Origin of the sequence: Erwinia sp. AnSW2-5, assembly GCF_045107195.1 — a bacterium.
Taxonomy (GTDB): Bacteria; Pseudomonadota; Gammaproteobacteria; order Enterobacterales; family Enterobacteriaceae; genus Erwinia.
In genome coordinates this window covers 100,401-126,897 of record NZ_JBJGXA010000027.1, presented here as the reverse complement: position 1 = coordinate 126,897, position 26,497 = coordinate 100,401, and the positions used below count along the sequence as shown (strand labels likewise).

Below are 26,497 nucleotides of genomic sequence, written 5' to 3'. Positions count from 1 at the left end.
TTACTTACCGCCCAGCAGGTCGCGTGCATTCCAGTGCGGGAAATGACGGCGCACCAGCGCATTCAGTTCCAGTTCGAAGGCGCTGAAGTCACCGCTGTTCTGCTGCACATCGTCCAGTGGCTGACGGATCATGCCCGCGCCGACGGTCACGTTGCTCAGGCGATCGATAAAGATCATCCCGCCGGTCACCGGATTCTGCTGATACTGATCGAGTACCATGGGTTCATCGAAGATCAGATCCACCAGCCCGATACCGTTCAGCGGCAATTCCTGGGTGTTATGCTGCGTCAGGTTGTTGATCTCAACCTGATGCTGGATGCGTTCCACGCGCGCACGGGTTTTCTTCCCGGCAATCTTCACGTCGAAGCTCTGGCCCGGCACCAGCGGTTTTTCCGCCATCCAGACCACATCCACCGCCGCAGCCTGCACCGGCGTCAGGTCAGCATCCACGGCCACCAGCAGGTCGCCACGGCTGATATCAATTTCGTCTTTCAGCACCAGGGTGATCGCTTCCCCGGCGGCAGCCTGCTCCAGATCGCCATCGAACGTCACGATGCGCGCAACAGAGGACTCCACGCCAGACGGCAGCACTTTCACCCGCTGTCCGACCTGAATAATGCCGGAGGCCAGTGTCCCGGCGTAGCCACGGAAGTCGAGGTTCGGGCGGTTAACATACTGCACCGGGAAGCGCATTGGCTGCTGCTCCACCACGCGCTGTACATCAACGGTTTCCAGCACGTCCAGCAGCGTCGGGCCGCTGTACCAGTTCATCGCATCGCTCGGAGACGCAACGTTTTCGCCTTCCAGCGCCGACAGCGGCACAAAGCGGATATCGAGATCGCCCGGCAGCTGCCCGGCAAAATCCAGGTAATCCTGTTTGATCTGTTCGAACGTCTCCTGGCTGTACTCCACCAGATCCATCTTGTTGATGGCGACGATCAGGTGCTTGATACCCAGCAAAGTGGAGATAAAGCTGTGGCGACGGGTTTGATCGAGCACGCCTTTACGCGCATCGATCAGCAGGATCGCCAGATCGCAGGTCGAGGCGCCGGTCGCCATATTACGCGTGTACTGCTCATGGCCCGGCGTGTCGGCAATAATGAATTTACGCTTCTCGGTAGAGAAGTAGCGATAGGCCACGTCAATGGTAATGCCCTGCTCACGTTCAGCCTGTAAACCATCCACCAGCAGCGCCAGGTCCAGTTTCTCGCCCTGGGTGCCGTGACGTTTGCTGTCGTTGTGCAGCGATGAGAGCTGATCTTCGTAAATCTGACGCGTATCGTGCAGCAAACGGCCGATCAGCGTACTTTTGCCGTCGTCCACGCTGCCGCAGGTAAGAAAACGCAGCAGGCTTTTATGCTGCTGCGTGTGCAGCCAGGCTTCCACGCCGCCCTGGTCGGCAATCTGTTGTGCAATAACTGTATTCATGACGGTTCCTTAGAAATAACCCTGGCGTTTTTTCAGCTCCATTGAGCCGGCCTGATCGCGGTCAATCATTCGCCCCTGGCGCTCACTGGTGGTGGAAACCAGCATCTCTTCGATGATCGCTGGCAGCGTTTGCGCTTCGGACTCCACCGCGCCAGTCAGTGGCCAGCAGCCGAGGGTACGGAAACGCACCATACGTTGCTCGATCACTTCGCCGGGTTGCAGATCAATACGGTCGTCATCGATCATCATCAGCATACCGTCACGCTCCAGCACCGGGCGCTCAGCGGCCAGGTAAAGCGGAACAATCTCGATGTTTTCCAGGAAGATGTACTGCCAGATATCCAGCTCGGTCCAGTTAGACAGCGGGAAGACACGGATGCTTTCGCCTTTGTTTATCTGGCCGTTGTAGTTGTGCCACAGCTCCGGGCGCTGGTTTTTCGGGTCCCAGCGATGGAAACGGTCACGGAAGGAGTAGATGCGCTCTTTCGCGCGGGATTTCTCTTCGTCGCGGCGAGCACCACCGAAGGCCGCATCAAAACCGTACTTATTCAGCGCCTGCTTCAGCCCTTCGGTTTTCATGATGTCGGTGTGTTTGGCACTGCCGTGAACGAATGGGTTAATGTCCATCGCCACGCCTTCCGGATTGCGGTGGATCAGCAGCTCTGCGCCGATGTTTTTCACCATACGATCGCGGAACTCGTACATTTCACGGAATTTCCAGCCGGTATCAACATGCAGCAGCGGGAACGGCAGTGTTCCCGGATAGAAGGCTTTACGCGCCAGGTGCAGCATCACCGATGAGTCTTTGCCAATCGAGTACATCATCACCGGGTTGCCGAACTCTGCAGCCACTTCGCGGATAATATGGATGCTTTCCGCCTCCAGTTGACGCAGATGAGTGAGTCGTTTCTGATCCATATCTTTTCCTCAAGCCAAATTCACAACAGGGGAATCGCGTCCGTCCTGCTGCGCTGAATGTTGAAACCATGCCAACTCGTCATGCAGTTTGACCACTTCGCCAATCACTAACAGCGCCGGAGTTGGGGCGTTTCGAGCCAGTTCTTCAAGTTGTTGTAAAGTCCCGGTCAGCACCTGCTGGTCCTGACGGGTGCCGCGGCTAATCACCGCAGCCGGGGTTGCCGGATCGCGCCCGTGCGCCATCAGCTGGTCAGCAATCTCACCTGCCGCCATCGCCCCCATATAAATCGCCAGCGTCTGGCGTGAACGGGCCAGCGATGGCCAGTCCGTACCGTTCCCATCCGCGCGGCATTGCCCGGTAACAAACAGGACGCTTTGCGCGTGGTCACGGTGAGTCAGTGGGATGCCCGCATAAGCGGTCGCCCCGGCGGCGGCCGTCACGCCAGGCACCACCTGGAAGGGAATGCCAGCGGCCACGGCGGCCTGAAGCTCTTCGCCCCCCCGGCCAAAGATAAACGGATCACCGCCCTTCAGGCGCACGACGCGTTTGCCCTTCTTCGCCAGCTCGACCAGCAGGCGGTTGGTTTCTTCCTGCGGTACGCTGTGGGCGTTAGCGCGTTTACCCACGCAGATGCGGTCAGCATCACGACGCACTAAATCCAGAATTTCATCGCTGACCAGGTGGTCATACAGCACCACATCCGCCAGCTGCATCACCTGCAAGCCCCGCAGGGTCAGCAGGCCGCTGTCGCCCGGCCCGGCCCCGACCAGAATAATCTCCCCCTGCGGGGCTTCCGGCTCGGTCAGCTGTTGGTCCAGCGTGCGTTTGGCCCCTTCCACATTGCCGGAAGCGACCTGATTGGCGAACAGCCCGTTGAAGGCTTTTTCCCAGAATCGACGGCGATCGGACATTTTGTTAAAGCGGGCTTTCACCTTCCCGCGCCACTGACCGGCAATCTGCGCCATCTGTCCGAGGTTCGCAGGCAGCAGCGATTCCAGTTTTTCACGCAGCAGGCGTGCCAGAACCGGTGCCGTACCGCTGGAGGAGATCGCCACCACCAGCGGAGAGCGATCAACAATAGAAGGAAAAATAAAGGAGCATTTCGGCTGGTCATCGACCACATTCGCCAGCAGATGGCGCGCAGTCGCATCCAGGTAGACCTGGCCATTGAGTTCGCTATCATCGGTGGCGGCAATCACCAGGAAGACCTGATCAAGCTGAGTGGCCTGATAATCCTTCGCCAGCCATTCGATGCTGCCACTGTCGTGCAACGCGGCCAGTTCTTCACACAGGTGGTGTGAAACGACCAGCACTTGCGCACCGGCACGGCGCAGCAGTTCGATTTTGCGTGCAGCGACATCGCCACCGCCAACCACCAGCACCGGCTTGTGTCTGATATCAGCAAAAAGAGGGAGATAATCCACGTGAACCCTGTCTATATCACTATCGTTATGGGGACTATACGTCCCGCCCTTGAAGCTTATGAAATTACTAATTGGAATGAGTAGTTACTGAATGGAATAACGATCTGATAAAGCTGAGAACAAAATGTGCTTAACAGATGATATTTCGCACCTTTCAGAGAGATTGAAATTGTTTAACGGGCGTCACAATTTCATACTGTCTGCGCAAAAAATTTTCGTACGTCTCGTCACTGATGACGAACTCGTACCTGATTATCAGGTTCTAAGGAATGATCCATGTTAACCCTTTTCCGCCAGGGGACGCTGGCAGCACTGCTCATTTGCGGCATCAGTTTCAGCGCGGGTGCCGCGAGTATCAAGACAGGCAGTATCGCCGAACAGCAGCTGCGTCATATCGCCACCTATTTTCCCGGCAGGATGGCAGGCAGCCCGGCAGATATGCTGACCGCTGATTATCTGCAACAGCAGTTCACTCAGCTCGGTTATCACAGCAACCAGCGTCGTTTCACCCCCCGTTATGCTTATCAGCATCAGAGCGGCGATGTGACATGGCGCAACGTCAACGCGACCTCGGTGATTGCGGCCCGGGAAGGCCAGGTTGCACAACAGATTGTGATTATCGCCCACAGCGACAGCTGGACGCCACACAATGATACTGAGATGCAGAATAACCTCGGTGGTCTCACCAATCAGGGCGTGAATGACAATGCATCTGGTCTTGGCGTCATGCTGGAACTGGCGCAGCGGCTCAGTGCTCAGCCGTTACATTACAGTTTGCGCTTTGTTGCCCTGAGCGGCGAAGAGATTGGCCATCAGGGCAGCGAAGACTACATCTCGCGAATGACCCCCGAAGAGAAACGCAATACGCTGCTGGTGATTAATATCGACAGCCTGATTATGGGCAGCCAGCTGACGTTTACCAGCGGCAGTAAAACGCCGAAGGCGGTGGCCCGCCAGACACGCGATCGCGCCCAGGCATTGGCCCGTCGCCTGGGCATCAGAAGTACGGCACAGACAGCCAGCGAAGAGAGCCCGTTCGACCACGCGGGTTTCCCGCTGCTGTCGGTTAACGCCAGCGATGCGCCATCCGGCAAGCTGCCCCGTAGCATCACCCTGCACTTCCCCGTCGCGCTACGTCATCAGGCGCAGCGTGATAATCTGGCTTATATTGACCGCTGGTTACCGGGACGCATCACCCACCGCGCACATGATTCGGTGGCGGTGCTGCTGCCATTGATCCGCGAACTGGCTAATCCGTAATTTTTGGAGTGATTCATGTATATCGTTTTTCTGACCTACACCCGTCCAATGGAAGAAGTGGAAGCGCTGCTGGAGCCACACGTTGCCTGGATCAACCGCTACTTTACCGCCGGTGCCTTTATTAGTGCCGGGCGCAAAGATCCGCGCACAGGTGGGATGATCATGGTGAAGGAAATGGACAGAAAGCAGCTGGATGTCATCCTGGCGGAAGATCCGTTCCAGACAGTCGCCAGCTACGAGGTCACAAAAGTGAATATCACCCGCTCTGCCGATAAGTTTGCGGCCCTGACCGGAATTTGATGGCTCCCGATACCAACAGCCACTCCGCTGCATACAGGCAATCGGGGCTTCGGACTGAACGAACGCTGTAATACGAAGCACCGGTGACCGCAATGGGCAGAACGCCAGGACGCCGTAAACCCCTCCCTGGGGGCTTCGCTGCGGCATCCATGCCGCAGAGACCTGGCTAACCTGTCCCATCGCGTTCACCTCTCTGGCAACAGCATCGCGGCCAGGAACAAACCGCGACTCCGTTGCATACAGGCAATCGGGGCTATCCGGGTTAGCGGACCGTCGAGCGCCTTGATGCCCTGAAGGGTAAACCTGTATAAGGTCCCCATTTCTTTTATGGGGCCTTTTAGGCTTTGCTTGCGGCACCATAACAGAGGAAAACAGCACGTTATCACTGAATGCCCATAACAAGGAGGATGTATGGCTCAGGATATGTTTATAAAAATCAATGGCATTGAAGGTGAATCACTGGATTTTTCTCACCAAGGGGAAATCGAAGTCTTGAGGTGGAACTGGTCAGTTGCTCAGACAGCTAATATGCACTCCGGGTGTGGTGGAGGTGCAGGAAAATCAACCGTACACGATTTATATTTCAAACATTACATTGATAGATCCTCGACAAATCTCATTCAATATTGCCTGACGGGAAAACATATCCCGGAGGCTGTTCTGACCGTCAGAAAAGCCGGTGGTTCTCCATTGGATTTCTTAAAAATAACATTGCAAGAGCTGATTATTACCAGCGTGGAACCGATTGGCATGGTCCATATGCCAATAGAGAAAGTTGGCCTCTGTTTTTCAAGAGTGAAATTCGAATACTTACCACAGAGTTCAGAAGGGAAGAAAATGGGCGTGGTAGCAATGGGTTATAATATTAAAGCTAACGCGACTATTTAGATCCTAATGGGATAGACTCTTAGTGCATTTATAAAGGAAGATAATATGCATATAGATGAAGATGGTTATATTTATGATGACCGCATCGAGCGAAAAATATTTAAAACAATTGAGAGAGGGAGTCTTGATAGCGTTAATGGTATTGTAGTACACCAAACTGCCAGTCCGTCAGCTCAAAGTACCTTTAACAGTTATGACAATAAGGCTGCTAATGGAGCACACTTTTTAATAGATAAAAATAGCAAGATTTATCAAACAGCATCGTTATTTAAAGCAACCTGGCATGTTGGTTTAATGCAATCGAAATGTTTTTTAAAGAAAGTATGCCAACCTACAGAGATACGTTTATTAGCATTACATACTAAAAGATTCTGGGAGAGAAAGATCTCACAAGAAATATCCAATATAGAGAGAAAAAAGAACTTTCCTGATCGGTTCCCCAATAATACCGATAGTATTGGCATTGAAATAGTCGGTATGGCTGCTCAAATTAAGGGTAAACCAGATCCTGTTTATGAGACTGTCAATGATAAACAAAATGATTCCCTTAAATGGTTAGTTGCGGAACTTAGCTCTAAGTTTAACGTCCCTATGACTGAGATCCACAGACATCCTGATGTAGGAAGGAAAAATGAAACGGAAGCGAGCACAGCAAAATGGGAATAAAAAAATTATTTTTTTTAGCTCTATTACTCGTGCCTTTATTTGTTCAGGCAAGAGAAGTCAGCCAGATCAATATAGTTAAGACAGGTGCTTACGATAGTGAGGACAGATATGAGTACGAAAAGGAAGGATGTAAGACATTTAACCCGACCAAAGAACAGCTAATCCATTACTTTACTAAGGCCGAAGAATCAGACTCTAATAGCGAGTGGATGAAAGAGTATTATTCACCCTGCGTAGCATCCGGCACAATAACGTTTAGAGATAGTTCTTCTGGCGAGTGGAGAATTCACTCCAGTGGGCTTGGGTGGGTGGATTTCACCCAGGGGCATAGAAAATATTTCTACTACATCGATAATGAGTGGGAAGATTAAGCGAGCCAGCCAAATGGGAATGAAAAAACATTCATTTTTATTGTCATCTTCACTGGCTCTGCAGGTAAGGAAAGTAGAACATATTGAGGTTATTGAGAGCGGTCATTACGATGCACTTGCTGCGATGGGGATAACGAATAGGGATGCATGCAGGGTCACTGGCCGACCGGAAAAGAATGATCGGCCACTACAGAAGTTTAAAGAAGGCAGGCCACAGCGCTATTTTGGTAACCGGTAAAACTACTCGTGCAGCCCGCACTCGCGTTTCAGGCCGAAGAAGCGCGTCTCTTCTTCTGCCATCCCCGGCTCCCATTTACGCGTGGTGTGCGTATCCCCCACAGAGAGGTAACCCTGCTCACGCAGCGGGTGGTAGCCCAGCCCATGCTGTTGCAGATACTGATACACCTGGCGATCATCCCAGTCGATGATCGGCAACAGCTTAAACACGCCCTTCTTGATCGCCAGCACCGGCAAATGCGCGCGGCTGCCGGACTGATCGCGGCGCAGGCCGGCAAACCATGTCTGGGCTTTCAGCGTCGCCAGCGCACGGTTCATTGGCTCAACCTTGTTAATCTGGTTGTAACGCTCAATGCCTTCAACGCCCTGCTCCCACAGCTTGCCATAGCGCGCTTCCTGCCACGCCGGGCTGTGCTCTGCGCGAAACACCTGTAGGTTGAGATCCAGCTTCTCCGTTAGCTCATCGATAAACTGATAGGTTTCCGGGAACAGATAACCGGTATCCGTCAGGATCACCGGAATATCCGGCTTCTGACGCGCCACCAGATGCAGGCTGACCGCCGCCTGAATACCAAAACTGGAGGTCAGTACGGCTTCACCCGGCAGGTTCTCCAGCCCCCAGATCACCCGATCTTCGGCAGACAGTTTATCCAGCGTATTGTTGATTTCGGCGAGCGCGATGATGCGCTCCACCTTCGGTAATGCATTCAGTGTTGCCAGATCGAGAACTGCCATATCACGCCTCCATCATTCCCAGAAGTCACGGGCCGGATCGAGCACCGGGCGGACAATCCCGGCACGGATGGTGAAATCACCGAAACCTTCGTCAGCTTCGCGCTCTTTCGCCCAACGGCCCACCAGCTCATCCAGCGTTGCCAGTATCTGCTCTTCATTGATGTTTTCACTGTGCATACGCGGAATGCGCGTACCAATACGGTTACCGCCCAGATGCAGGTTGTAACGCCCTGGCGCCTTGCCGACCAGACCGACCTCGGCCAGCAGCGCACGGCCACAACCGTTCGGGCAACCCGTGACGCGCAGGACGATATGTTCATCGCCCACGCCGTGGGTATTCATAATGCCTTCAACACGGGTCACAAACTCTGGCAGGAAACGCTCAGCTTCAGCCATTGCCAGCGGGCAGGTCGGGAAGGCCACGCAGGCCATCGAGTTTTCACGCTGATGGCTGACGTTCTCCATCAGACTGTGCGACATCGCCAGCTGTTCAATTTTGTCTTTCTCTGACTCCGGCACCCCGGCAACAATCAGGTTCTGGTTCGCCGTTAAGCGGAAGTCGCCCTGATGGATCCTGGCGATTTCGGCCAGGCCGGTTTTCAGCGGTCGGCCAGGGTAATCCAGCAGACGGCCATTTTCGATAAACAGCGTCAGGTGCCATTTATTATCAATGCCCTTCACCCAGCCAAAACGATCGCCACGGGTGGTGAATTCATACGGACGGGTCGGCTCGAAGGTCAGCCCGGCACGGCGCTCCACTTCCGCCTTAAACACATCCGGGCCAACGCGCTCCAGCGTGTATTTGGTTTTCGCATTCTTACGGTCGGTACGGTTACCCCAGTCACGCTGGGTGGTAACCACGGCTTCAGCCACATCGAGAATTTTCTCCAGTGGCAGATAACCGAACTCGCTGGCGGTACGGGCGTAAGTGGCTTTATTCCCGTGGTCGATAGACAGTCCGCCGCCCACCAACAGGTTAAAGCCAATCAGCTTGCCGTTCTCAGCAATCGCCACAAAGTTCATATCGTTGGCGTGCAGGTCGACGTCATTATGCGGCGGCACCACCACGGTGGTTTTGAACTTACGCGGCAGATAGGTTTCACCGAGGATCGGCTCAACGTCCGTGGTCGCCACTTTTTCCTGGTCCAGCCAGATTTCCGCGTAAGCGCGGGTCTGCGGCAACAGATGTTCAGACAGCTTTTTGGCCCACTCGTATGCTTCCTGATGCAGTTCAGACTCAATCGGGTTTGAGCTGCACAGCACATTACGGTTTACGTCGTTAGCGGTGGCCAGCGCATCCAGCCCCACTTCATGCAGCATCTGATGCGCCGGTTTCACGTTGCCTTTCAGAATACCGTGGAACTGGAACGTCTGACGGTTAGTGAGACGAATACTGCCGTAGAGAGTGTTATTGGTGGCAAACTTGTCGATCGCCAGCCACTGTTTTGGCGTCATAATGCCGCCCGGCAGACGGCAACGCAGCATCATCGCATGACGTGCGTCCAGCTTCTGCTCAGTACGTTCGGCACGAATATCACGGTCATCCTGCTGGTACATACCGTGGAAACGGATCAGCAGGAAGTTATCGCCGTTGAAACCGCCGGTCAGCCCGTCATGCAGGTCTTCGGCAATGCCACCGCGCAGGTAATTACTCTGTTTTTTCAGGCGCTCGGCGTCGACCAGCTTGCCTTCTACCACCAACGGCCCTGGGTATTTTTCATTGCTCATTAGTACACATCTCGCTGATAACGGCGCTCAATGCGCAGCTCACTTAAAAATTCATCCGCCGTTTCGATATCCATTGCACCGAATTCGGCTACCACTTCCAGTAATGCCTGCTCAACGTCTTTAGCCATACGATTTGCATCGCCACAGACGTAAATGTGCGCGCCCTCTTCGATCCAGCGCCACAGTTCCGCACCTTTCGCACGGATTTTATCTTGTACGTACACTTTATGATCCTGGTCGCGCGACCAGGCTAAATCAATGTTTGTCAGCAAACCGTCTTTCACGTAACGCTGCCACTCAACCTGATACAGGAAGTCTTCGGTAAAGTGTGGGTTACCAAAGAACAGCCAGTTTTTACCGCCAGCGCCTTCCGTATCACGCTGCTGCATAAAGGCGCGGAACGGCGCAATCCCGGTACCTGGACCAATCATAATCACCGGTGCATCCGGGTTGGCTGGCAGACGGAAATTGTCGTTATGCTCGATGAAGACGCGGATTTCTGCGTCCTCCTCCAGACGATCGGCCAGATAGCTGGATGCACCACCGGCGCGTGCGCGGCCTTCGATCTCAAAGCGCACGGCACCGACGGTGATATGCACTTCAGTTTCATTCTCAGCCTGCGAAGAAGCAATCGAATAGAGACGCGGCGTCAGCGGACGCAACAGGCCAAGCAACTGCTCAACGTTCAGCTCAGTCGGGGCGTAACGCGCCATATCAACAATCGGCGTGTTCTGCGCGTAATGATGGAGTTTGGCTTTCTCATCAATCTGCGCCAGTAACGCTTCATTGCGGGAAAGCTGAGCATACTGCTCGACGATCTGCGGGGTATTGACCGTCAGTTCATAATGCTTTTGCAGGGCCTCGGCCAGTGGCAATGTTTCACCGTTCACGCTGACCGGCTCATCGCCTTTCAGCCACAACAGCGCCAGCAGCTCTTTCACCAGCAGCGGATCGTTTTCGAACCACACGCCAAGGGCATCGCCCGGCTGGTAACGCAACCCGGAGTCACCCAGATCAATTTCAATATGACGCACGTCTTTATCAGAATCACGGCCCGTGATTTTCTGATTAACCGCAAAGCTGGCAGCCAGAGGGGCTTCTTTGCTGTACGGGCTGCTGTGAATTTCATTCACGCTACCGGTTGCCGCTGCGGCAACCTGACCTGCGCTGGCATCCGGCACGCGAGCCTTGAGGATATCAACCACCTGCTTACGCCAGGCTTCTGCCTGTTGCGCGTATTCCACGTCAGCGTCAACGCGATCCAGCAGACGTTCACCGCCCAACTCGGCCAGTTTGTTGTCAAAATCTTTTCCGGCCTGGCTGAAGAATTCGTAAGAAGTATCGCCCAGACCAAACACCGCAAAGGCGCTGCCGTCCATTTTTGGCGCTTTCTTCGACATCAGGAATTTATGCAGCGCAACGGCTTCTTCCGGCGGTTCCCCCTCGCCCTGCGTGGAGGTTACCACCACCAGCAACTTCTCCTGTCCGATCTGCTTGAACTTATAGTCACCGGCATTCACCAGGTTGACGTTCAGGTTCGCGGCCAGCAGGTCATCCCGCAGCTGTTCGGAAAGGCGACGTGCATTGCCGGTTTGCGATGCAGAAAGAAGGGTGACGGTTGGCACCTCAACCGCAGTGGGCGCGCTGGCAACTGCCGCTCCCGGCGCCTGATTGACCATGCCCCAGAAATAACCGGAAAGCCACGCCAGCTGGGTGGGGGAATAATCACCGGTGGCAGCCTGTAAGCGGGCAAGCTGGTCTGGATTTAACGGAAGCATGTTAGAAGGTGCCTGAGTCGTCATTGCGTTGAAAATTCCACAGTCAGAGGTCTATTAACAACAGGGTAAGGGCAAGCATAACAACCCTTAAATAAGGGTTGGTAATAATTAATAACCAAAATGACTAAACGGTTTTTATGGTAAGCATTAGCGACAAAACAGGTTAGCCATTTCTATATTATTCAATACGTTAAAACCAACACCTTTTACAGGTGTTTCTGGTTATCGCGTTTAGCCGGGAAACGGGTGCGAAAAAAGCTGTTTTCCGGTATCCTGCGGCGGTTTTATTGATAAAGACTGAGACTGTCACTATGGCGACTACGCTGTTTAAAGATTTTCAATTCGAAGCCGCGCACCATTTACCGAATGTGCCTGCAGGGCACAAATGCGGCCGCCTGCACGGGCACTCCTTTATGGTTCGTCTGGAAATTACTGGCGAAGTGGATGCGCATACGGGCTGGGTAATGGATTTTTCAGAGATTAAGGCGGCGTTCAAACCCGTTTATGATCGTCTGGACCATTATAATCTCAACGATATCCCAGGGCTGGAAAACCCAACCAGCGAAGTGCTGGCAGCGTGGATCTGGCAACAGATGAAGCCGGTTCTGCCGCTGTTAAGCGCCGTACTGGTGAAAGAGACCTGCACCGCTGGCTGCGTCTATCGCGGTTAGCTGCCAAACAGGCCCGGTTGACGCCCGTTAACCCGGCCTGCTTTTTCTATATGCGTTTTCCAGAAAAGCTTATGAATTAAATATATATTCTTAGAGAATATATTATATCATTTGAAGATATAAGCGTATTTTCTTACCCCGTGATAATCTCTCGCCATTGAATAAATAGATCAAACCAGGCCCAAAATAATTCGAATTGCAGGACTAAAAGGCTTTAGCCTTTTTGAACAGCGCAACGCGCTGGCCCCTTGGGGCGAGGCTAAGCCGAGTAACGCGGCAAGCGAGTGAATCCCGATGAGCTTACTCAAGTAAGTGATTCGGGTGAGCGAGAGCAGCCAACGCACCTGTAGTTCGAAGGATGAAGGGTATAAAGGTGTGAAATGCCAGCATGGCTTACCTTAGCAATTGATTCTTTCTGGCCGATGCTCTATGCCGGTGTGACATTTACCATTCCTTTAACGCTGGTCTCTTTTGCACTGGGTTTATCACTGGGCTTTATCGTTGCCCTGGCTCGTTTATACGGACCTAAGCCACTGCAATATATCGTGCGCTTTTATGTCTGGCTTATTCGCGGCACACCATTACTGGTGCAGTTATTTCTTATTTTCTATGCGCTGCCTGGCATTGGAATTACCCTTGATGCTTTCCCGGCTGCGGTGATTGGCTTCACGCTGAATATTGGTGCTTATACCTCTGAAGTGATCCGCGCCACCCTGCTCTCGGTGCCCAAAGGCCAGTGGGAAGCAGCGCACTCTATCAGTATGAGCTGGGTGCAGGCGCTACGTCGTATCATTATTCCGCAGGCGGCACGCATTGCCGTTCCACCGTTATCCAACACCTTTATTTCGCTGGTAAAAGATACCTCTCTGGCCTCGGTGATTACCGTTCCTGAGATGTTTCTTGCCGCCCAGCGTATTGCGGCCGTCACCTACCAGCCATTAATACTGTATACCGAAGCTGCCATTATTTATTTATTAATCAGTTCTGTTTTATCCGCATTACAGACCAGACTGGAAAGCAAGCTCGCCAGCAACAGTACGGTAAAGGAAAGAGATAATGATAAAATTATCCAGCATTGAAAAACAATTTGATGGCAATCCGGTTTTAAAGAATATTAATCTGACGATTAATGAAGGTAGCGTAACGGCACTTATCGGCCCTTCCGGCAGCGGTAAAAGTACATTATTACGCTGCATCAACCTGCTGGAAATACCACAGGCAGGCGAGTTGACCATTGGGAATGAACATATTGCATTTTCCGGCAGTCAACGCGTTGCCCGAAAAGATATTCGCCGTATTTGCCAGCAAACCGGCATGGTATTCCAAAACTTTCAGCTGTTTCCGCATCTGACGGTGATTGAAAACATTATGGAAGGGTTGATTACCGTCCATAAGCAGCATCCTGCCCAGGCCCGTGAACGTGCTGAAGCGCTGCTGAAGAAAGTGGGCATGATCCATAAACGCGATGCCTGGCCTGCCACCCTGTCCGGTGGTCAGCAGCAGCGCGTGGCGATTGCCCGTGCACTGGCGCCCTCACCCAAGGTGCTGCTGTGCGATGAACCCACCTCGGCGCTGGACCCGGAACTGTCACTGGAAGTGGTGGCGGTGCTAAAGGACCTGGCAAAAGAAGGGATGACCATGCTAATGGCGACGCACGACCTGCGTCTGGCCGCCAATATTGCTAATCACGTGGTGTTTCTCGAAGCGGGGGAGATCGTTGAGACGGGAACCTCCCGCGACCTGTTTACCCGCGCCGAGAAACCCAGAACCAAAGCGTTTATCTCCACCCTGACCGACACATTGCCCGATTCCTGGGAAATATAATTAAGACCACATCACAGACAGCATTCAGGAGTTTTTCATGAAAAAGATCGCAACGTTGTTACTGGCAGGCCTGGTCCAGCTAAGTTTCTCTTCTGCGGCACTGGCAGAAACTGACCTCGCTAAGATCCAGTCGGCTGGCGTGCTGAAAATCGGTACAGAAGGCACCTATCCACCGTTTACTTACCACGATGCTTCCGGCGCGTTAACCGGCTTTGATGTCGAGATCGGCCGTGAAGTCGCCAAGCGCCTGAACGTGAAAGCGGAATTCGTGGAAGGAAAGTGGGATGGCCTGATCGCCGGACTGGACGCGAAACGTTACGAAGCCGTGATTAACCAGGTCTCTATTACGCCAGAACGTCAGCAAAAATATGATTTCTCTGTGCCGTATATCGCCTCAAAAGGCGTGCTGATTGTCCGCAGCGATAACACCAGCATCAAATCCTTTGAAGATTTGAAAGGCAAAAAATCAGCGCATACGCTGACCAGTAACTATGCGCAGCTGGCACGCAGCTACGGCGCGGAGATTGTAGGCACTGATGGCTTTAACCAATCGGTCGATCTGGTGGCCAGCGGCCGTGCCGATGCCACCATTAACGATAACCTGTCGTACCTCGACTTTAAAAAGCATAAGCCGGACGCGAAAGTGAAAATTGCCGCCACCCGTGCCGATGCCGAGCAGGAAGGTATTTTAATTCGTAAAGGAAACCCTGAGCTGAAAGCCGCCATTGATAAAGCCCTGGCGGAGATTAAAAGCGACGGGACTTATCAGCGCATCTCTCAGCACTATTTTGCTGCTGACGTTTCCAAATAATACCCCGCAGTGAAATCCGCAGGGCGGCCGATGCCCTGCGGAGCCTCTTCTCCTGCTTACAGAGTGACTTCAATGACGATCTCCTCCACTGACCTGTTTACCGTCGTTCAGCCCACGGTGCCACTGGCCGATCCGCATGTACTGTCCGATATCCGCGACCGGCGCAGTATTATCGATGCGATCTTTGATGCGCTTGTCAGACGCAACGATGCGGGCGTGTTTATTCCGTGGCTGGCGGAAAGCTGGTCAGTGGAGGACGATTGCCGACGCTGGCGCTTCAAGCTGCGCGCTGGCGTGCGCTGCCATAACGGGGCCATCCTTACCCCCTTTGATGTTCAGGCCTCTCTGCTGCGCGCCCTCTCACCGGAAATGCCGGGCGAGCTGGGTACGCAGGGCGTGCTGCGCAGCTATCTGGAACAGGCCACGGTGTCGGTTGCCGATGATGGCTGGCTGACCGTCAACAACCCGCAGCCTTTTGCTGACCTGCTGGATTTGCTGGTGGATATTGCCATTGTTCCGGCAGACAGCCTGCACGCGTTGCCACAAAAGCCCGTTGGCAGCGGCCCTTACCAGTTCTCAGAGCAGCAGCCAGGGCGTATTACCCTGCGGGCCTTTGAGGAACACTGGGCCGGTAAACCGCCAGCCGCCACGCTGGTGTGGCTGGCCGAACCTGATGCCGTGCAGCGCCAGGCGCTGTTTGCCCGTGGTGAGGCCGATCTGCTGGTGGACCCGCTGTTTGAGACCACAGGCACGCAACACGTCGTCTGCCAGCGCAGTTATCTGTGCATTATTTTTCTGTTGAATCTGTTCGAGGGTGCTACACAGGATGTGCGAGTCAGAAAGGCGCTGAATCATGCCATTGATCGTCAGGCGATTATCGCGCATCCGCAGATTGCAGCAGGCCATGCGCGTCCCTTAGCCGGACCGTTAACGGCGCGCCACAGCGGTATTCCGCAGGATGTGCAGCCTTATCGCTACGATCCTGATGCGGCACGGCAACTGCTGGCAGACGCAGGTTATGCCTCCGGGCTGACGCTGGCGCTGGCGCTCCCGGCACGTTTTCCTGACGAGTCGATTGTGCTGGCCCGGCATATCGCGCAGGCGCTTCAGGCGGTGGGTGTGACGGTCGATTTGACCATCCATGAAGACCGACCGGCCTATGCGCAGCGGGTACGTGATAAGCAGTTTGGCGATATCGCCTGCTTTGACTCCAGCCCGGCCAGCGGCTGGCGCGTTTACCGCGAAAAACTGGATTCCCGCCAGCAAGGCCCGTGGTGGCAGGGCTATCACAGTGAGGAACTGAATGCGCTGCTTGACCGCGCCGCCGCGACCGCTGATGACGAGCAACGTGCGGCGATCATGCGCCAGGCGTTTACACAGGTTCACGATGAGGCTCCGTGGCTATTTTTGTATGCCCCGGATCATCGCTGGGCGCTGGGCGAGAAAGCCAGCGGCTGGCAACCCTGCGCGGAAGGACGGGTAAGGATCCTTTAGTCATGCTGGTCGACCGGAAAATGTTGACTGTGCTGGTCGACCGGAAAAAATGGTCGACCACTACTGGTGAATCCCTCTTCCGTGGTAACGCTATTCAGTCTGCACCACTAAGCAGTCGCCCGGCGTCCTCTGCACCAAACCACGCCACCAGAAAATCCAGCAGCGCGCGCAGACGCGCGGACTGATACTGCCGCGACGTATAGATGGCATACAGCCCCAGCTCATCAAGCTGATACTGTGGCAGCAATGCCACCAGTTCACCGCTCGCCAGCAACGGCCCGGCACTGTAGTTCGGCTGCATTGAGATGCCAGCGCCCGCCAGGGTGGCAGAGAGCAGCATCACCGAATCATTGCCGCTCAGATTGCCACTCACCGCCACCGCTTCTTTCTCCTCCCCCCGGGTGAAGTGCCACAAACTTTTACCGAAATGCGAATAGGCCAGGCAGTTGTGGCGGGTGAGATCCTGCGGGATCAGCGGCGTTCCCGCGCGCGCCAGATAAGCAGGCGCCGCACAAATCACCGACTGACAGGTATGCAACGGGCGGGCAATCAGGTTCGGCTCCAGCTGAGCGGTAATGCGCAGCGCCAGATCAATGCGTTCCTCCACCAGATTGACCCGTTGATTACTGATATGCAGATCGATACGCACCCGGGGATAGCGCTGCTGAAATGCGGTCAGTGCCACCATCAGCACGCTCTGCCCCAGCGACAGCGAGCAGGAGACGCGTAACAGCCCGGAGATCGCCTCCCCCTCCGGCTGGTTGCTGTGCTCAATCTCGGCAGACAGCGCCGCCAATTGCTGGCAACGTGCCAGTGCATGTTCTCCCGCAGGTGTCAGGCTCAGACGGCGGGTGCTGCGATGCAGCAGACGCGCCCCGGCCCAGCTTTCCATCTGATTCAGATAGCGGGTGACCATTGCGCGCGACATATCCAGCGTATCCGCTGCCGCCGACAGGCTGCCGCGCTGCACAATGGTGATAAAAACCGTCGCTGCGGTGACGCGATCCATAATATGTCCGTTTTATGCAACAATCTGTTGCCTGATAGTCGGTTTATCTGCTGTATTTTGCAACCTACACTGTGTTCTTTTCCGACTCACAGGTTATTTAAGATGAAAACCCGCCTCACTTTACTGCTCGCGCTGACCGCCAGCGCCCCACTGTATGCCGCTGAAACCCTGAAACTGGATGTGTATAATCCGGGCGAAGCCAGCATGTTTGCGGTTTCCAGCGAAATCATCTCCGGCCCACATGAAGTGGTGCTGATTGATGCCCAGTTCCAGCGCAATGATGCCGAAGCCCTGGTCAAACGCATCAAGGCGACCGGGAAAACACTCACCACGGTATTTATCAGCCAGTCGGACCCGGATTTCTACTTTGGTCTTGATACGATTAAGCGTGCCTTCCCACAGGTAAACATTCTCGCCACGGCGGCCACCGTTGATCTGATTAAGCAAAGTAAAGACGGCAAGCTGGCCTTCTGGGGACCGAAGATGGGCGCCAACGCGCCGCAGTCGCTGATTGTTCCTGACGTATTGAAAGGCGACCATTTCCAGGTGGACGGTGAGCGCATTGAGGTGAAAGGGGTGAATGGCCCGCAGCCGCAAAATACGTATTTGTGGGTGCCGAAACTGAAGACCGTGCTGGGCGGCGTAGTGGTGTATGGCAACAATATTCACGTCTGGATGGCCGATGCGCAGTCAGCCACCGAGCGCTCAGTGTGGCAGCAGAAGCTGGAGGCGATCAGCGCGCTGAAACCCACACGCGTCGTACCAGGGCATTTCCTGCCGGGCGTATCAGAGACGCTCGCTTCCGTGACGTTTACACAACAGTATCTGAAAACCGCCGAAACAGTGCTGGCAGAGAGTAAAGATGCCGCCAGTTATACTGCGACGATGAAGGCGAAATACCCTGATTTAAAAGATGAGTCGAGCCTGGAGCTGAGTGCGAAAGTGCTGAAAGGCGAGATGAAGTGGCCACAGTAAACCGCCAGGGCCTGAAATCGTAGGGCACCGGCATCCGCAATGGGCGAGGCATGCCTCGCCCCTACACGACCATGTCGGCCCCGAAATCGTAGGGGCGAGGCACGCCTCGCCCGTTGCAGATCAGGCAATATTCAAATACTTATGCGTCTGCATTGATAACCGCCAGTTACGCGCGATGCAGGTTTCAATGCACAGCTTTGTCGCATCATCCTTCTGACTGATCGGCTGTAGCGCAATAATTCGCGCCTTATCATCACTGAGCGTTGCCAGCAGATCATCCAGCGCATCAACATCGCGCTGACGCGCTACCGGATGCTTCACCTCATCGGCACGCACCAGCGCCTGGTTCAGCACGTCATATCCACCACGCATATTGACCTTCGGCGACACCGTCACCCAGGTTTCCGGCGTACAGCGCACCTCATGCGTGCCGCTGGTTTCAATCTGGCAGCCAAAACCGTGCTGCTGAAGAGCCGCGGTCAGCGGAGTCAAATCGTGAATGCACGGCTCACCGCCTGTAATCACAATATGCTTCGCCGTCCAGCCATGCTGGCGGATCACGTCGATCAGGGCCTCCGCATCGGCGGCGCCCCAGGCATCGGTTTCGACGGTTTTCAGCAGAATATCTCCCAGCGATGTCTCCCGATCGGCCAGCTTATCCCAGGTATGTTTGGTGTCACACCAACTGCAGCCCACCGGGCATCCCTGCAAGCGGATAAAAATTGCCGGTACGCCGGTATAAAGACCTTCGCCCTGCAACGTCTGGAACATTTCATTTATCGGGTACTGCATCAACATCTCGACTGGTGGCTAAAATACGGGCGCAGATTATGGCAGATTGACAGAATAAGGCCAAACAAAGCGTGCCAATCATTGCGCCGCTGTTAACCGTCCCTCTAAATGCGGACGGTCAACGGCCCGACAACCGGGGTTAAAACGTCTCCCAGTGACCTTCGTCGGTGGCAGCCGCTTTACGCGGTGCAGACAGTCGTGGGGTTTTAAGCACCTGAGCACTACGGTTGACGGCAACGGCCGCGTGCTGTGGTCCGATTTTAAACACGGCAACCGCCTGAGACAGCAGGCTGGCCTGCTCTTCCAGTGACGCTGACGCGGCCGCAGACTCCTGCACCAGCGAGGCGTTCTGCTGCGTCACCCGGTCCATCTCGGTGACCGCCAGGCCAATCTGGTCGATGCCACGGCTCTGTTCATCAGACGCTGAGGAGATCTCACCCATGATATCGGTGACGCGCACCACCGCACCGACGATATCCGTCATGGTTTCCCCCGCTGTCGCCACCTGCTGCGAACCGGCATCAACGCGATTCACTGAGTCCTCAATCAGGGTTTTAATCTCGCGGGCAGCCTGCGCGCTGCGCTGGGCAAGATTACGCACTTCGCCTGCCACTACGGCAAACCCGCGCCCTTGCTCACCGGCTCGGGCCGCTTCAACCGCCGCATTCAGCGCCAGGATGTTGGTCTGGAAAGCGATGCCGTCGATCACGCTGGTGATATCGGCGATCTTTTTAGAACTGCCAGCGATCTCATTCATGGTTTTCACCACGCCGTCCACCACCCGGCCACCTTTCGCTGCCGTTTCTGAGGCGTTCTTAGCCAGCTGTGACGCCTGACGGGCGTTTTCGGCGTTCTGCTTCACGGTCGCCGTTAACTCTTCCATGCTGGCTGCTGTTTGCTCCAGCGAGGCCGCTTGCTGCTCGGTACGGGAAGAGAGATCGTTGTTACCCTGTGAGATCTCACTCGCCCCGGTGTAAATAGCATTCGAACTGTCACGCACATTACTCACGGTGCCGATCAGCGACTGCTGCATCTGCGTCAGGCTGCTGGCCAGCACACCCATTTCACTGCGCCCATCCACCACCAGGGTTTCAGAAAGATCACCTGCCGCGATGCGCTGGATATGCACCAGCAGCTGTTTCAGTGGTGTTAACAAAACACGTTTGATTACCACCCAAACCGACACCACCAGCAGCAGCAATATCAGTACCACCGCCCCCAGCGTCCAGACCATGTGGTTGTAACCGTTCTGATTATCGGTAACGCCCACCGCCAGCAGATTGCTGTTCTGCTCACGCCAGCGGTCATAATTTTTTTCTAAATCATCCTGTGCTTTCTGCGCTTCCAGATTGCCGTACGCCTCGTAGTTATTGGCACCCAGATATTGGATAGACTGTTTCATGGTGTCATGCATCAGCTGGTAGCTGCTGACGATGGCTTCATCCAGTGTCGTATTCTGGCCCTCTACCGCCGGATACTTTTTATAACGGGCAAAATGTTGTCCGGCATCATCCAGCGTTTCAGTGGCCTGGCCCAGCAGTTTTTCAATCGCCGCCATTGAGGCAGGATCGGCCTGCTTTTTCAGGATGCGGATAGCGACCCGGTTGATGGTGACCCGCGTTTTGACCAACGTTTGCCAGGCATCACTCAGTTGTCCCTGCTGCTCAGTCAGAATCGTGGCACGGGTGAAGTTGGCTTTGTCCTGGCTTATTGCATTGAATGAGAGCGCGCTGGAGACGAGCAATAAGGTACTAAAAATGATCAGCATGATGACGATGCTGGTGACGACTTTTATATTTTTTAGCATGGTGCGCACTCTGTGATTGGGTTAGCCCGGTAACAGCTAATATCGGTTCAGAGTGGTGTTTACTTTAATTACTTACAAAAGCGCGGTGGGCGGCCTCTGACGGGCCGCCCGGATTGATAAATTACATAAATCTGTTGTCGTGCATCTGCACCATTGCCTGCTTCGCCACGTCTTTCGCCCCACTCAGGGTAAAGTGCCCGTAATCGTTTGAGGTCGGATGGCCGTCAGACGCCAGCCCGCGACAGATGTTGCCAGGGCAGACTATCGAATAGACCGAGATATAAGGCGTCCCCTGCCCGGCCATCGCCGTTCGCATTTGTGCGTCCGTCGCGCGGACCTCCTTCTTAATTGATGAGGCAACCAAATCTTTCCGCCCGTCCGTCTGATAGGCCAGCAGGTCCGGCAGCGCTTCGGTATATTCGACGGTCGGCCCCATGACGATGATATTGACAGAGCGGGATTTCAGGTGTTCAAGCGTCGCACGCAGCGGCGCGATATCCTCCGGTGCCCAGCGCGCCGAAATGATAATGCCGTCAATAAGGTGTTCCTTGATCCACTGGTCGTAGACATAGTCCACCAGTCGGGTACACGGATTGCGCAGTGACTGCTGGTACAGCGGTTTACAACCTGCGGAGGTCGCCTGAATCACATTCACCCCATCCCCCGCCGCCAGGCTGATCGCCCGCCACAGATGCGCCGCGTGGCTGTCGCCGATCATCACATAGTTCTTCGCGGTCGGAGAGGTTTTGAGGCAGAACTCACGGTCAAACGGCTTATCTTCATCGCTCTTGCCATCGACGAAACACTGCCCGCGACGATACTGATAGTCGAACTCCGGCATCTTGCTGTATTCCGAGTACTGCGCCAGCGCCAGTGCAGCCGGAGAGAACTGCCCGGAACTGTTGCTGATATGGCCTTTATACAGCGCCCCGCTGGCCATCACGGCAAGCCCGATCACCGACGCCGTCACAATGCGGCCTGGGCTGATGTAAGACAGTTTGTAGCGGAACGGGATTTCAATCAGATAGCGTGATGCCACCGCCAGACCAAAGGTTAAGACGAGGATCACCAGCTCGCGCACGCCCGGTTCAAAGTTAAAGAACATGCGCGAGTAGACAATGATCGGCCAGTGCCACAGGTACAGGCAGTAGGAGATCATACCGATATACACCACCGGCTTCAGTGCCAGCAGACGCGAGACCACAGACTGCTGGCCTGCCAGGATAATCAGGAAGCTGCCGATGCACGGATAGAGCGCATTCCACGCTGGGAAAGGCAGAGTGGTATCCAGCCAGAGAAAACCAAACAGGATCAGCGCCAGCCCGCTAAGGCTCATGGCATGCTTTAGGGTGGCACTGTAATGGGCAGTTTTAGCTTCCAGCCCGGCGATAGCAATAATGCCACCGAGCGCCATCTCCCAGGCGCGGGTTGGCAGCATATAGAAGGTGAAGGTGGGCTTGCGCGTGACGCCATAAATACTCAGCAACAGCGAACCGACAATCACCAACAGCATCACCTGAGTGGTACGGTTGCGGAACAGGCGGATCACCGCCAGCAGGATGATCGGGAAGAGAATATAGAACTGCTCTTCCACCGCCAGCGACCAGGTATGCAGCAGCGGCTTCAGATCGGCCGGACCGTCAAAATAGCCGGTGGTTTTCCAGAAAAAGATATTCGATGCCGACAGCAGTGCCGCCAGCGCGCTATCACTCAGGTCGGTAAACTGAGCGGGAAGCAGATGGGAATAACCAAATATCATCACCGCCAGCAGCACCACAAACAGCGGGGGCAGAATGCGCAGGCAGCGACGCTTATAGAAATCGAGGTAAGAGAAGTTACCACTCATGGCACTGTTGTAAATGATGCCGCAGATCAGATAGCCGGAAATCACAAAGAAGATATCCACGCCGGTAAAGCCGCCGGGTATCCCCCCTATTCCCATGTGGTAGGCAATAACCGGCAGTACGGCGAGTGCGCGTAGCCCGTCAACATCAGCACGGTATTTCATATTTCCTGATCCTGGTTACAAATAGTCACCGCGAATTTACACAAAATGACGCATAAAAACGCCCTGCAACCCATGAACCAGGACTTTTCTGCCTTCAGGCAATAACCTTAACTGGCTGAAAAATAAAAAATAAGCAAAAAAAAGCCCCGTCAGGAGACGGGGCTTTTCAGATAATCCTCAACCGGATAACCGGTTCAGAATATCGGCAGCTTACTGACCTTTAACTTCTTTCAGGCCGTTGAATGGCGCACGGTTGCCCAGCGCTTCTTCGATACGGATCAGCTGGTTGTACTTAGCAACACGGTCAGAACGGCTCATGGAACCGGTTTTGATCTGGCCAGCTGCAGTACCTACCGCCAGGTCAGCGATAGTGGCATCTTCAGTTTCACCTGAACGGTGAGAGATCACCGCAGTGTAGCCCGCGTCTTTTGCCATTTTGATCGCAGCCAGAGTTTCGGTCAGAGAACCGATCTGGTTGAATTTGATCAGGATGGAGTTAGCGATGCCTTTGTCGATGCCTTCTTTCAGGATCTTGGTGTTGGTCACGAACAGGTCGTCGCCCACCAGCTGGATTTTGTCGCCCAGCACTTCGGTCTGGTATTTGAAGCCAGCCCAGTCAGATTCGTCCAGGCCATCTTCGATAGAGACGATTGGGTACTGTTTGGTCAGGTCTTCCAGGAAGTGAGTGAACTCTTCAGAAGTGAAGGCTTTGTTGCCTTCGCCAGCCAGCACATATTTGCCGTCTTTGTAGAATTCAGACGCTGCACAGTCCATTGCCAGGGTGATGTCTTTACCCAGAACGTAGCCTGCTTCTTTTACCGCTTCAGCGATAACAGCCAGTGCTTCTGCGTTTGAACCCAGGTTTGGCGCATAGCCACCTTCGTCACCTACCGCAGTGCCCATGCCTTTAGATTTCAGCACTTTTGCCAGGGTATGGAACACTTCAGAACCCATACGTACAGCTTCTTTCAGCGTTTTCGCGCCGACTGGCTGGATCATGAATTCCTGGATGTCGACGTTGTTGTCTGCGTGCTCGCCGCCGTTGATGATGTTCATCATTGGCAGTGGCATAGAGAACTTGCCTGGGGTGCCATTCAGTTCAGCAATGTGCTCGTACAGTGGCATGCCTTTCGCAGCAGCAGCCGCTTTAGCCGCAGCCAGAGAAACAGCCAGAATGGCGTTAGCACCAAACTGTGATTTGTTCTCGGTACCGTCCAGATCGATCATGATCTTGTCGATATTGGCCTGGTCTTTGGCATCTTTGCCTGTTACCGCGTCAGCGATAGGACCGTTAACAGCAGCAACAGCTTTAGTTACGCCTTTACCCAGGAAACGAGATTTGTCACCGTCACGCAGTTCCAGCGCTTCGCGAGAACCAGTAGAAGCACCTGATGGCGCTGCTGCCAGACCTACAAAGCCGCCTTCCAGATGCACTTCAGCTTCAACAGTCGGGTTTCCACGAGAGTCGATGATTTCGCGACCGATGACTTTAACGATTTTGGACATTAGTTTTTCCTCAGTACAAGTTAGCTTAAACTTAGACACACGGCTTGAAACCCAGAGACTTCAAGCCGTTATGAAAATACTTATTTTGCCAAACGCTTCTGGTACTCGCTGGCAGCTTTCACAAAGCCACTGAACAGCGGATGCCCGTCCCGAGGTGTTGAGGTGAATTCCGGATGGAACTGACACGCAACAAACCATGGGTGGTTAGGAAGCTCAATGATCTCAACCAGCTGGTCATCCCCGGAGCGACCTGCAACACGTAAACCGGCCGCTTCAATCTGCTTCAATAGCATATTGTTGACTTCATAACGATGACGGTGGCGTTCAACAATGGTGTCAGAACCATAAAGGTTACGCACCAGGCTGTTATCCGTCAGCTGGCACTGCTGGCTACCCAGGCGCATGGTGCCGCCCAAATCGCTCTGCTCAGTACGCTGCTCAACATTGCCTTCTTCGTCACGCCATTCAGTAATCAGCGCCACAACCGGGTACTTACAGTCAGGAACGAATTCAGTCGAGTTCGCGCCGTCCATATGTGCCACGTTACGGGCAAACTCCATTAACGCGACCTGCATCCCGAGGCAAATGCCCAGGTATGGAATATTGTTTTCGCGGGCGTACTGCGCCGTCATCAGTTTGCCTTCCACGCCACGATAGCCGAAACCACCAGGAATGAGGATAGCATCCAAATCCTTCAGCACTTCGACACCACGGGTTTCAACATCTTGAGAGTCAATCAGTTTGATATTCACCGTCACACGGTTTTTCAGACCACCGTGCTTCAGGGCTTCGATCACTGATTTGTACGCATCCGGCAGTTCGACATATTTGCCGACCATCCCGATGGTCACTTCGCCACCTGGATTCGCTTCCTGATAAATCACCTGCTCCCACTCGCCAAGGTTGGCTTCCGGGGCATTCAGGTTGAAGCGCTTGCAGATAAAGTCATCCAGGCCCTGCGATTTCAGCATGCCAGGAATTTTGTAGATGGAGTCGACATCTTTCAGTGAGATAACGGCTTTTTCCGGCACGTTACAGAACAGCGCAATCTTAGCGCGTTCATTGGCCGGAACCGCGCGGTCAGAACGGCAGATCAGCACATCTGGCTGAATACCGATAGACAACAGCTCTTTCACTGAATGCTGGGTTGGCTTTGTTTTCACTTCGCCCGCAGCTGCCATATACGGCACCAGCGTCAGGTGCATATAGATGGTGTGCTCACGACCCACATCAACCGCCATCTGGCGAATCGCTTCCAGGAATGGCAGGGATTCGATGTCACCTACGGTGCCACCAATTTCCACCAGCACGACATCATGGCCTTCGCCACCTTCAATGATGCGCTCTTTGATGGCATTGGTAATGTGCGGGATCACCTGAATAGTCGCACCCAGATAGTCGCCACGACGCTCTTTGCGCAGGACTTCTGAATAGATACGGCCCGTGGTGAAGTTGTTACGGCGGCTCATCTTAGTACGGATGAAACGCTCGTAGTGACCGAGATCCAGATCGGTTTCCGCGCCATCATCGGTGACATAAACTTCACCGTGTTGGGTTGGACTCATGGTACCTGGGTCCACGTTGATGTACGGGTCCAGCTTCATGATGGTCACGTTAAGACCACGTGCTTCAAGGATAGCGGCCAGGGAAGCTGCGGCAATGCCTTTACCCAGAGAGGAAACGACCCCGCCGGTCACAAATATATAGTTCGTTGTCATGCTGAACCTGAGAATGTAGGTTTAAAGACGATGGAATGAGTAACCAAGACGGGAAAATAGTATACCCGAAACACCCCGTTGCGACAATTGCTCGTTTCCGGTTGTGTGCTTACCACCGCATTTACCGCCATGAGATTACCTGAATCTG

At 54.2% G+C, this 26,497-nt stretch carries 23 protein-coding genes; 11 read left to right on the top strand and 12 right to left on the bottom strand.

Going from position 1 to position 26,497, the window contains the following annotated elements:
* The 3 genes from cysN to cysG are packed head-to-tail and all read right to left on the bottom strand — an operon-like array spanning position 1 to position 3,771.
* Positions 1-1,428, bottom strand: coding sequence for a sulfate adenylyltransferase subunit CysN (gene cysN, locus ACFL9S_RS17510; protein ID WP_405263141.1), 1,428 nt, complete (start codon positions 1,426-1,428; stop codon positions 1-3).
* Positions 1,429-1,437: 9 nt separating this feature from the next.
* Positions 1,438-2,346, bottom strand: coding sequence for a sulfate adenylyltransferase subunit CysD (gene cysD, locus ACFL9S_RS17505; RefSeq protein ID WP_405263140.1), 909 nt, complete (start codon positions 2,344-2,346; stop codon positions 1,438-1,440).
* 9 nt (positions 2,347-2,355) lie between these two features.
* The gene (cysG, locus tag ACFL9S_RS17500) at positions 2,356-3,771 is read right to left on the bottom strand and encodes a siroheme synthase CysG (RefSeq protein WP_405263139.1); all 1,416 of its coding nucleotides are present in this window, start codon (positions 3,769-3,771) and stop codon (positions 2,356-2,358) included.
* A gap of 276 nt (positions 3,772-4,047) precedes the next feature.
* On the opposite strand from cysG, the gene ACFL9S_RS17495 reads away from it, so the two are divergent.
* From ACFL9S_RS17495 to ACFL9S_RS17475, 5 genes are all read left to right on the top strand, one after another.
* Positions 4,048-5,031, top strand: coding sequence for an aminopeptidase (locus ACFL9S_RS17495; RefSeq protein ID WP_405263138.1), 984 nt, complete (start codon positions 4,048-4,050; stop codon positions 5,029-5,031).
* A gap of 15 nt (positions 5,032-5,046) precedes the next feature.
* Positions 5,047-5,331 carry a YciI family protein gene (locus ACFL9S_RS17490; RefSeq protein ID WP_405263137.1) on the top strand — a complete coding sequence of 95 codons (285 nt, stop codon included), beginning with the start codon at positions 5,047-5,049 and terminating at the stop codon, positions 5,329-5,331.
* A 411-nt stretch (positions 5,332-5,742) separates the two neighbouring features.
* Positions 5,743-6,219 (top strand): Hcp family type VI secretion system effector, encoded by a 477-nt coding sequence (locus ACFL9S_RS17485; protein WP_405263136.1) that lies wholly within the window; start codon positions 5,743-5,745, stop codon positions 6,217-6,219.
* 45 nt (positions 6,220-6,264) lie between these two features.
* The gene (locus tag ACFL9S_RS17480) at positions 6,265-6,885 is read left to right on the top strand and encodes an N-acetylmuramoyl-L-alanine amidase (RefSeq protein WP_405263135.1); all 621 of its coding nucleotides are present in this window, start codon (positions 6,265-6,267) and stop codon (positions 6,883-6,885) included.
* Positions 6,876-7,256 carry a hypothetical protein gene (locus tag ACFL9S_RS17475; RefSeq protein ID WP_405263134.1) on the top strand — a complete coding sequence of 127 codons (381 nt, stop codon included), beginning with the start codon at positions 6,876-6,878 and terminating at the stop codon, positions 7,254-7,256. The genes ACFL9S_RS17480 and ACFL9S_RS17475 overlap by 10 nt, the downstream gene beginning before the upstream one ends.
* 240 nt (positions 7,257-7,496) lie before the next feature.
* Here the strand turns inward: ACFL9S_RS17475 and ACFL9S_RS17470 are convergent, their stop codons facing one another.
* From ACFL9S_RS17470 to cysJ, 3 genes are read right to left on the bottom strand one after another with little or no spacing between them, the layout of a single operon-like run.
* Positions 7,497-8,228: a phosphoadenylyl-sulfate reductase gene (locus ACFL9S_RS17470; protein WP_405263133.1), complete on the bottom strand. Its 732-nt coding sequence runs from the start codon at positions 8,226-8,228 to the stop codon at positions 7,497-7,499.
* A 12-nt stretch (positions 8,229-8,240) separates the two neighbouring features.
* Positions 8,241-9,956: an assimilatory sulfite reductase (NADPH) hemoprotein subunit gene (cysI, locus tag ACFL9S_RS17465; protein ID WP_405263132.1), complete on the bottom strand. Its 1,716-nt coding sequence runs from the start codon at positions 9,954-9,956 to the stop codon at positions 8,241-8,243.
* A complete protein-coding gene (gene cysJ / locus ACFL9S_RS17460) occupies positions 9,956-11,758 on the bottom strand; it encodes an NADPH-dependent assimilatory sulfite reductase flavoprotein subunit (RefSeq protein WP_405263131.1) in 1,803 nt (600 codons plus the stop codon). Before cysJ ends, cysI begins: the two co-directional genes overlap by 1 nt.
* A 287-nt stretch (positions 11,759-12,045) precedes the next feature.
* Between cysJ and queD the strand changes: the two genes are divergently transcribed.
* The 5 genes from queD (at position 12,046) to ACFL9S_RS17435 (ending at position 16,534) form a co-directional block, all read left to right on the top strand.
* Positions 12,046-12,405 carry a 6-carboxytetrahydropterin synthase QueD gene (gene queD / locus ACFL9S_RS17455; RefSeq protein WP_405263130.1) on the top strand — a complete coding sequence of 120 codons (360 nt, stop codon included), beginning with the start codon at positions 12,046-12,048 and terminating at the stop codon, positions 12,403-12,405.
* A gap of 380 nt (positions 12,406-12,785) precedes the next feature.
* Entirely contained in the window at positions 12,786-13,484 is a 699-nt protein-coding gene (locus ACFL9S_RS17450; RefSeq protein ID WP_405263129.1) for an amino acid ABC transporter permease, read from the top strand.
* A complete protein-coding gene (locus ACFL9S_RS17445; protein ID WP_405263128.1) occupies positions 13,462-14,229 on the top strand; it encodes an amino acid ABC transporter ATP-binding protein in 768 nt (255 codons plus the stop codon). Before ACFL9S_RS17450 ends, ACFL9S_RS17445 begins: the two co-directional genes overlap by 23 nt.
* A 37-nt stretch (positions 14,230-14,266) precedes the next feature.
* The gene (locus ACFL9S_RS17440) at positions 14,267-15,040 is read left to right on the top strand and encodes an amino acid ABC transporter substrate-binding protein (RefSeq protein WP_405263127.1); all 774 of its coding nucleotides are present in this window, start codon (positions 14,267-14,269) and stop codon (positions 15,038-15,040) included.
* 72 nt (positions 15,041-15,112) lie between these two features.
* Positions 15,113-16,534, top strand: coding sequence for an ABC transporter substrate-binding protein (locus tag ACFL9S_RS17435; protein WP_405263126.1), 1,422 nt, complete (start codon positions 15,113-15,115; stop codon positions 16,532-16,534).
* Positions 16,535-16,628: 94 nt separating this feature from the next.
* Here ACFL9S_RS17435 and ACFL9S_RS17430 read toward each other — a convergent pair whose 3' ends face one another.
* Positions 16,629-17,543: a LysR family transcriptional regulator gene (locus ACFL9S_RS17430; protein ID WP_405263125.1), complete on the bottom strand. Its 915-nt coding sequence runs from the start codon at positions 17,541-17,543 to the stop codon at positions 16,629-16,631.
* 102 nt (positions 17,544-17,645) lie between these two features.
* Between ACFL9S_RS17430 and ACFL9S_RS17425 the strand changes: the two genes are divergently transcribed.
* Positions 17,646-18,518 carry an MBL fold metallo-hydrolase gene (locus ACFL9S_RS17425; RefSeq protein ID WP_405263124.1) on the top strand — a complete coding sequence of 291 codons (873 nt, stop codon included), beginning with the start codon at positions 17,646-17,648 and terminating at the stop codon, positions 18,516-18,518.
* 120 nt (positions 18,519-18,638) lie between these two features.
* Here ACFL9S_RS17425 and queE read toward each other — a convergent pair whose 3' ends face one another.
* From queE to pyrG, 5 genes are all read right to left on the bottom strand, one after another.
* Entirely contained in the window at positions 18,639-19,310 is a 672-nt protein-coding gene (queE, locus tag ACFL9S_RS17420) for a 7-carboxy-7-deazaguanine synthase QueE (protein ID WP_405263123.1), read from the bottom strand.
* Positions 19,311-19,449: 139 nt separating this feature from the next.
* A complete protein-coding gene (locus tag ACFL9S_RS17415) occupies positions 19,450-21,117 on the bottom strand; it encodes a methyl-accepting chemotaxis protein (protein ID WP_405263122.1) in 1,668 nt (555 codons plus the stop codon).
* A gap of 121 nt (positions 21,118-21,238) precedes the next feature.
* The gene (locus ACFL9S_RS17410; RefSeq protein WP_405263121.1) at positions 21,239-23,125 is read right to left on the bottom strand and encodes an acyltransferase family protein; all 1,887 of its coding nucleotides are present in this window, start codon (positions 23,123-23,125) and stop codon (positions 21,239-21,241) included.
* A gap of 210 nt (positions 23,126-23,335) precedes the next feature.
* Positions 23,336-24,631 (bottom strand): phosphopyruvate hydratase, encoded by a 1,296-nt coding sequence (gene eno, locus ACFL9S_RS17405; RefSeq protein ID WP_062744221.1) that lies wholly within the window; start codon positions 24,629-24,631, stop codon positions 23,336-23,338.
* An 80-nt stretch (positions 24,632-24,711) separates the two neighbouring features.
* Entirely contained in the window at positions 24,712-26,349 is a 1,638-nt protein-coding gene (gene pyrG, locus ACFL9S_RS17400; protein WP_405263120.1) for a glutamine hydrolyzing CTP synthase, read from the bottom strand.
* Between the last annotated feature and the right edge of the window lie 148 nt (positions 26,350-26,497).

Bases quoted from the DNA above. Each gene is read 5' to 3' on its own strand.
- eno (WP_062744221.1), bottom strand. From the start codon at position 24,631: ATGTCCAAAATCGTTAAAGTCATCGGTCGCGAAATCATCGACTCTCGT.
- ACFL9S_RS17430 (WP_405263125.1), bottom strand. From the start codon at position 17,543: ATGGATCGCGTCACCGCAGCGACGGTTTTTATCACCATTGTGCAGCGC.
- cysD (WP_405263140.1), bottom strand. From the start codon at position 2,346: ATGGATCAGAAACGACTCACTCATCTGCGTCAACTGGAGGCGGAAAGC.
- ACFL9S_RS17415 (WP_405263122.1), bottom strand. From the start codon at position 21,117: ATGCTAAAAAATATAAAAGTCGTCACCAGCATCGTCATCATGCTGATC.
- ACFL9S_RS17450 (WP_405263129.1), top strand. From the start codon at position 12,786: ATGCCAGCATGGCTTACCTTAGCAATTGATTCTTTCTGGCCGATGCTC.
- cysI (WP_405263132.1), bottom strand. From the start codon at position 9,956: ATGAGCAATGAAAAATACCCAGGGCCGTTGGTGGTAGAAGGCAAGCTG.
- ACFL9S_RS17495 (WP_405263138.1), top strand. From the start codon at position 4,048: ATGTTAACCCTTTTCCGCCAGGGGACGCTGGCAGCACTGCTCATTTGC.
- queE (WP_405263123.1), bottom strand. From the start codon at position 19,310: ATGCAGTACCCGATAAATGAAATGTTCCAGACGTTGCAGGGCGAAGGT.
- ACFL9S_RS17440 (WP_405263127.1), top strand. From the start codon at position 14,267: ATGAAAAAGATCGCAACGTTGTTACTGGCAGGCCTGGTCCAGCTAAGT.
- pyrG (WP_405263120.1), bottom strand. From the start codon at position 26,349: ATGACAACGAACTATATATTTGTGACCGGCGGGGTCGTTTCCTCTCTG.
- cysN (WP_405263141.1), bottom strand. From the start codon at position 1,428: ATGAATACAGTTATTGCACAACAGATTGCCGACCAGGGCGGCGTGGAA.
- cysJ (WP_405263131.1), bottom strand. From the start codon at position 11,758: ATGACGACTCAGGCACCTTCTAACATGCTTCCGTTAAATCCAGACCAG.
- ACFL9S_RS17485 (WP_405263136.1), top strand. From the start codon at position 5,743: ATGGCTCAGGATATGTTTATAAAAATCAATGGCATTGAAGGTGAATCA.
- ACFL9S_RS17425 (WP_405263124.1), top strand. From the start codon at position 17,646: ATGAAAACCCGCCTCACTTTACTGCTCGCGCTGACCGCCAGCGCCCCA.
- ACFL9S_RS17445 (WP_405263128.1), top strand. From the start codon at position 13,462: ATGATAAAATTATCCAGCATTGAAAAACAATTTGATGGCAATCCGGTT.
- ACFL9S_RS17480 (WP_405263135.1), top strand. From the start codon at position 6,265: ATGCATATAGATGAAGATGGTTATATTTATGATGACCGCATCGAGCGA.
- queD (WP_405263130.1), top strand. From the start codon at position 12,046: ATGGCGACTACGCTGTTTAAAGATTTTCAATTCGAAGCCGCGCACCAT.
- ACFL9S_RS17410 (WP_405263121.1), bottom strand. From the start codon at position 23,125: ATGAAATACCGTGCTGATGTTGACGGGCTACGCGCACTCGCCGTACTG.
- ACFL9S_RS17475 (WP_405263134.1), top strand. From the start codon at position 6,876: ATGGGAATAAAAAAATTATTTTTTTTAGCTCTATTACTCGTGCCTTTA.
- ACFL9S_RS17470 (WP_405263133.1), bottom strand. From the start codon at position 8,228: ATGGCAGTTCTCGATCTGGCAACACTGAATGCATTACCGAAGGTGGAG.
- ACFL9S_RS17490 (WP_405263137.1), top strand. From the start codon at position 5,047: ATGTATATCGTTTTTCTGACCTACACCCGTCCAATGGAAGAAGTGGAA.
- ACFL9S_RS17435 (WP_405263126.1), top strand. From the start codon at position 15,113: ATGACGATCTCCTCCACTGACCTGTTTACCGTCGTTCAGCCCACGGTG.